The sequence below is a fragment of the Pontibacter sp. HJ8 genome (genome assembly GCF_054824225.1).
The window spans coordinates 1-6,035 of sequence record NZ_JSYF01000481.1 but is presented as its reverse complement, the minus strand read 5'-3'; the positions used below and the strand labels follow the sequence as shown (position 1 = coordinate 6,035).

General features: G+C 53.9%; 5 protein-coding genes. 2 read left to right on the top strand and 3 right to left on the bottom strand.

The annotated features are described in order from the left end of the window. Window positions 1-428 precede the first annotated feature (428 nt). Together OB13_RS18175 and OB13_RS18170 are read left to right on the top strand one after the other, a co-directional pair. Window positions 429-1,799, top strand: a complete 1,371-nt coding sequence (locus tag OB13_RS18175) for a hypothetical protein (RefSeq protein ID WP_461491604.1) — start codon at window positions 429-431, stop codon at window positions 1,797-1,799. A gap of 176 nt (window positions 1,800-1,975) precedes the next feature. After that, the gene (locus OB13_RS18170) at window positions 1,976-2,401 is read left to right on the top strand and encodes a secondary thiamine-phosphate synthase enzyme YjbQ (RefSeq protein WP_461491603.1); all 426 of its coding nucleotides are present in this window, start codon (window positions 1,976-1,978) and stop codon (window positions 2,399-2,401) included. Window positions 2,402-2,409: 8 nt separating this feature from the next. On the opposite strand, the gene OB13_RS18165 is transcribed toward OB13_RS18170, so the two are convergent. From OB13_RS18165 to gpmI, 3 genes are all read right to left on the bottom strand, one after another. After that, window positions 2,410-3,903 (bottom strand): M43 family zinc metalloprotease, encoded by a 1,494-nt coding sequence (locus OB13_RS18165; protein WP_461491602.1) that lies wholly within the window; start codon window positions 3,901-3,903, stop codon window positions 2,410-2,412. A gap of 135 nt (window positions 3,904-4,038) precedes the next feature. Next, window positions 4,039-4,614: a hypothetical protein gene (locus OB13_RS18160; RefSeq protein WP_461491601.1), complete on the bottom strand. Its 576-nt coding sequence runs from the start codon at window positions 4,612-4,614 to the stop codon at window positions 4,039-4,041. Beyond that, window positions 4,601-6,035 (bottom strand): 2,3-bisphosphoglycerate-independent phosphoglycerate mutase (gene gpmI, locus OB13_RS18155; protein WP_461491600.1); only part of this gene is annotated, 1,435 nt, incomplete at its 5' end. The genes gpmI and OB13_RS18160, both read right to left, overlap by 14 nt.

Here is a 6,035-nt window from a genome sequence, read left to right as displayed (position 1 = left end):
CCCTTGAGGGGACCATAGGGGTGTTTTACATTAGTTATGCAACAAGATCTGGAGCCGTAGCAGGAACAGGTTCCCCTCCTTGGATAAGGAGGGGCAGGGGTAGTTGGATCCGGTGAAGCAAACACATAAACTGCTCCATGTGCGAAGGCTGTAACCAGCGAACTACCCCCAGAGCGATGCCCCGCGGCTTAGATCACCCCAATGCTAAAAATAAAAACGGAGGAAGAAGGCATACCAATAAAAGTAACATTAAAACAAAGGACTACTGACAAACAGGTATAGCTATACCTAAAAGCAACGCTCGTATGCGCTTTAATGTTAGCACGAAGTATTAGATTCACGTTTTATGACTAAATTGTTGGGATGAAGTCGTTGTCAAACTTAGTGTGCTAGTAAAATTTCATTTAACCGTTAAGCTACCCGATCATTTGAAATACCTGCGTTATATATGGCCCCTGTTGCTGCTGCTGTCAGCCCTGTCCTGCACGCCCGATGATGAAGTAGTAACTTCTGATCCGAAGGCGGTGCTGAGTTTTTCGGGCGATACGGTGCTGTTTGATACAGTGTTTGTGACACAGGGAAGCATAACAAAGCGGCTCAAGGTATACAACCCCAACAAAAAGGCAGTGCGCATCAGCAACATCACGCTGGCAGGTGCTGCCTCCTCTCCTTACAAACTCATCATCGATGGCGTAGAGAGCCCGGTGATCAACAACCTGGAACTGCGTGGCAAGGACAGCCTCTACATTCTGGTGCAGGTCAACGTGAACCCGACGGACCAGAACCTGCCTTTCCTGGTAGCAGACTCCATTCTGTTCAATACCAATGGCAGGCAGCAGAACGTGAAGCTGGTGGCGTATGGGCAGGATGCCGTATTTCACCGGAAGGGCGCGATCGGCACCACCACCTGGGCCGCCGGCAAGCCCCACGTGCTGCTCGACACGGTGCTGGTGCGTGAAGGCGCTACCCTCACCATAGAGAAAGGAGCCCGCATATTTGCCAACAACAAAGCGGTGCTGCTGGTAAGCGGCAGGCTGCTGGTAGAAGGTACGCCCGCAGAACGCGTCAGCTTCAGCGGGTATAGGCGGGATCAGTCATACATCCATGCACCCGGGCAGTGGGAAGGGATACGTATCCTGGCCCGGAGCGAGAACAACGTCATCCGCTATGCCGACATCCGGAACACCATGCGGGGCATCCGCATCGGCAATCCCGGCAAGGGCACCACCCTGATAGAAGGATGTGTGATACAGTATGCTTTTCTGGATGGTATAGTGGCCTTTACCTCGGATGTGAAGGTTGTCAACACCCTCATCCATGGCTTCGGGCAGTATGGCTTCGGAGGGTTGGGCGGTGGCAACTACGAAGTGCTCTACTCTACCATTGCCAACTACAGCAACATGCTGCAGCGCGAAACACCGGCCTTCGTCATCGCCGACTTCATACCGGAAACAGACATCAAAGATCAGCCGACACAGCTGCGACTTGTGAACTCTATTGTATATAGCGAAGGATCCCGCTATACCAACGAGGTACTGCTGGAAGGCAAGATCACGGCAGCGGTCTCAAACAACATCCTGCGTTCCGACAAGTATAAAGACGTACTGAATGTGAATGGCAATCAACTCAACATTGATCCGAAGTTCAAAGATGTCAGGAAACAGAATTTCAGCCTGGACACGCTTTCTGCTTCCAGCGGAACGGCCCTGCCCCTGCCGGGTGTAACGAACGATATCAAAGGTATAAACAGACACGCTACGAAACCGGACATCGGTGCTTTTGAGCGGACAATTGATTAATGAGTGAATGAGTGATTGAGCGAATGAATGAATTAAAATATGGTTAGACTTATCTTGATTTTTGCTGATTCCCAGGTATAGCTTGGTCTCCTTCAGCATAGAAAAGTCATTCAAAATTCAATTATTCAAAATTGAGATTCACTCATTCACTCATTCAAAATTCATAACTAGATCTTATGTGGTTTCAGAAAGAGATACGATTGCCGGCTGTGAAGCGTGGGTTTCACCTGATCACGGACCTGCTGACGGCGCAGCTGCCAGAGCTGGAAGAATACAAAGTAGGGCTGGCGCATATCTTCATCAAGCATACCTCAGCCAGCCTGACCATAAACGAAGACGCGGATCCCACCGTGCGGCAGGATTTTGAAAGCCACTTCAACCACATGGTGCCCGAAAATGCCTCCTACTACCGTCACACCCAGGAAGGTTCGGATGACATGCCGGCTCACCTGAAGGCTGTCCTGCTTGGAAGTGCCGTCACGATTCCCATCTCCAACGGGAATTTCAACCTGGGCACCTGGCAAGGGGTATACCTGTGCGAACACCGCAACCAGGCTTCCAAACGGACGGTGGTCGTGACGCTGCAGGGAGAAAAGTTCTGATCTAAAGCCTACTTCACGACACTCACTTTTCGTATACGCAGGCCATTGGAGCCACTGATACGGAGAACATATACACCTGCCGGTAAGTCACGCACGTCCAGCCGCAAAACCCTTTCCTGCATTTGCTGGTCCAGCAGCACCTGACCGTAGTGGTTGGTCAGCTGCACCTGCTGCACCTGCTGGCGGGCAGGCTGCTCTAGGATGATAAAGCCTGAAGCCGGATTCGGGTAAACGAGCAGGTCATTGTCCGTCACATGTATGAACGCTTCCTTTTCCAGGGTATGGCTCATGGATGCATTGGCGGTGGTCAGGGTGACGCGGTACTTGCCCGGGCGGGTATAGGTCACGGTCGGGTTCTGTTCTGTGGATGTGGCCGGTGTGCCTCCCTCAAACTGCCAGAGCCAGGTGTCCGGCTTGTAGCCTGCAAATGAACCCTTGAACTGCACCTGCTCCCCTTCAACGATAAGAGTATCCACGGGCTCAGCCGTTTCGAAACGGGAGCGTAGCTCTCCTGTGCAGGCCACTGAGCTGAAGATAGAACTGCGGTTCGCGCGAAGTACACCCTGCATGTAGGCGGCCTGCCCCTGGGTGAAGAGGTTCATGCAGGCATCATTGGTGTAGTCCATGAAGTTCTGCCACATGTTGCCGTAAGGGCCGTTGTTGCAGGAGGAGGTGATGCCTTCCGGACAGCCCAGGGTTTCATTCTCCTGGTTGGGCGTGTCTTCTATGCCATCCGAGTCTCGGCAGGTGATGCCCAGGCCCCAGATGTGTTTCAGGCCGAGCCAGTGGCCGATCTCATGGGTAGCAGTACGCCCCAGGTTATACTCCCAGAGGCTGGTATTGGCAGGGGCTGCCCCTACGGCGCGGTAGTTGAGCACGACCCCGTCACGGCTGGCAGCAGCTCCCGGCGAAGACGAATAGCCCAGTTCATCATTGGCCAGGTTGCCGATCCAGATGTTGAGGTATAGCGTATTGTCCCAGGGATCGATGCCTCCGCTGGCGCTTGACTTGATATTGTCGGATACAAAACTGAAGGATTCTCTCGTGGTCCGGGTACGGGTGATGCCGGAACTGGAGTTCCCCTGCGGGTCGACTATGGCCAGGCAGAATTCTATTTCGGTGTCGGCGGCAAAAGGCCGGAAGTGAGCGGGCGTGTTGGCGGTATCTGCGTTCATCCGCCGGAAATCCTCGTTCAGCACGGCCAGCTGCGAGAGCACTTGCTCATCGCTAATGTTCTCTCCTGCTTTGTTGTAGACCACATGGAACACGACCGGTATACTTACGGTTGCCTGCCGCAAGTACTGCCCGGCAGGCTTTTGCAGCAATGCCTGCTGTACCGCCTCCGTTGCCAGTCTGCTGCGCTGCTCAAACCCGGCATCCTGCTGCTTCAATACTTCCAGGTAGCTGTCTGTGGCGCAGCCACGGCCCCGTGCAGGAGCAGTGTCCTGAGCCGAGCCGGCAAAGCCAGCGAGCAGAAACAGAAGCAGGGTAAAAAGACGCATAAGCACAAACCAGACAAAAAGAAGGTGCCGCTCCAGGATAACCTACATAACAAGAGCAGCTTATACTAGCAATATACTAAAATAAAGACGGAATGGGTGCCTGGAATGGCAGGTTATTGTAACTGACCGGGGCTGCTACAGGTTGGCGTCGATGCGGTAATGGAGTGAGTCCCCAAATATCAGTTTTTGTACTCCTTCGATGCGGTAGCTTGCCAGGTTGCCGGTGCCCCGTTCAGCTGCCAGGGTAATTTTTCGCTTGGAGTAGAAAAGAATGTTCTCTTCCAATACGGTCGCTTCCAGGTGCTCGAGTTGTTGCGAAGGAGAAACCAGGAGCTGGAGCCGCTGCACGGGAGCTGCGGCTTCCTCTGACTTAATGAAAACGGTAGCTTTACTGCCATCGGGGAGTAGCTGGTGCTGCTCCTGGTAAAAGTCACGCAGGGCCGGCCGGCTCAGGTCTACTTCCTGAAAAATAGAAAGCTCTTTCGCCCAATCCACATCGGAAGTTTCAAGGGTCTCGGTAGGCTTGTTCTGGGTCGTAACCGATTTCAGGACGACAGGCTTTTCCTGCTGCAGGCGTTGGGTCTGTTGTTCCAGGTAGCCCGTCAGGTTATAAGGGACCGTCCGCCTGGCAGAAGCGGACGGCTCAGGCCTCTCACAAGCCACTGTCGCCCAAAGCAGGGCCAGTAAACCGAGTATGTTATACCTGGCCAAAGGCTTGCTCTCTCTGAAGAAGTGAAACACCGGTCATATCAACAGGTTGCGGTATACCCATCAGGTCCAGAATGGTTGGGGCGATGTCACCCAGCCGGCCCTCTTTCAGAGTTCCTCTGTAGTCGTTGCTGACCAGCACAAAAGGCACCAGGTTGGTGGTATGCGCTGTATTGGGTGTGCCATCCGGGTTTATCATGAAGTCGGCGTTGCCATGATCCGCTATTACGATGGTATCATAACCATTTTCCAAAGCTGCTGTGATCACCGCTTCCGCGCATTGGTCCACTACCTCGCAGGCTTTTACAGCCGCTTCAAACACTCCTGTATGCCCCACCATGTCCGGGTTGGCAAAGTTCAGGCAGATAAAATCAGCAGTTTGGTGCTGCAGTTCCGGCACAATGGCATCGCGTATGTCAAAGGCGCTCATTTCAGGCTGCAGGTCGTAGGTTGCCACTTTGGGGGATGGGCAAAGGAGACGCCTTTCTCCTTCAAACGGAAGCTCCCGGCCACCGGAAAAGAAGAAGGTCACGTGCGGGTATTTCTCCGTCTCCGCTATACGGATCTGCTTTTTGCCGGCTTTCGCTACCACTTCTCCCAGCGTGTTGTTCAGGTTATCTTTGTCAAAGATCGGCTGCACGCCTACGAACGTGTCGTCGTAGTTGGTCATGGTGACGTAGTACAGGTTGAGCTTGTGCATATTCTGCTCCGGGAAGTCCTGTTGGGTGAGCGCCTGCGTGATCTCGCGGCCACGGTCCGTACGGAAGTTGAAGCAGATCACGACATCGCCCTCCTTGATCGTCGCGATCGGCTGCCGGGCATTATCCACTTTTACGATCGGCTGTATAAATTCATCGGTCACCCCGGCATTATACGAGTCGAGCATCGACTTGATCAGGTTCTGCGAAGGAGTGCCCTGGCCGTGCACGAGCAGGTCATAGGCCAGCTTCACGCGTTCCCAGCGGTTGTCGCGGTCCATGGCATAGTAGCGGCCTATGATCGAGGCAATGGCTCCCCGCGTGTTTTCCAAGTGCTGCTCCAGTTCATTGATGTACTTCACGCCTCCTTTCGGGTCTGTGTCACGGCCATCGGTAAAGGCATGGATGTAGATGTTGCCCAGCCCATGGTCGGCCGCAGCCGAACAAAGCGCTTTGAGATGCTCTATATGCGAGTGCACCCCGCCGTCCGAGAGCAGTCCGATCAGGTGCACATCTTTTTTGTTTTCTTTGGCATAGGTATACGCGGCGGAAAGCGTCGGCATGGAAGCCAGCCTATGTTCTGCAATGGTTTTGTTGATGAGCACCAGGTCCTGGTACACCACGCGGCCTGCACCCAGGTTCATGTGGCCTACCTCCGAGTTGCCCATCTGGCCGTCCGGCAGTCCGACTGCTTCGCCCGAAGCCTGAAGTGTCGCCGACGGATAG

Bases quoted from the DNA above. Each gene is read 5' to 3' on its own strand.
- OB13_RS18165 (WP_461491602.1), bottom strand. From the start codon at position 3,903: ATGCGTCTTTTTACCCTGCTTCTGTTTCTGCTCGCTGGCTTTGCCGGC.
- OB13_RS18170 (WP_461491603.1), top strand. From the start codon at position 1,976: ATGTGGTTTCAGAAAGAGATACGATTGCCGGCTGTGAAGCGTGGGTTT.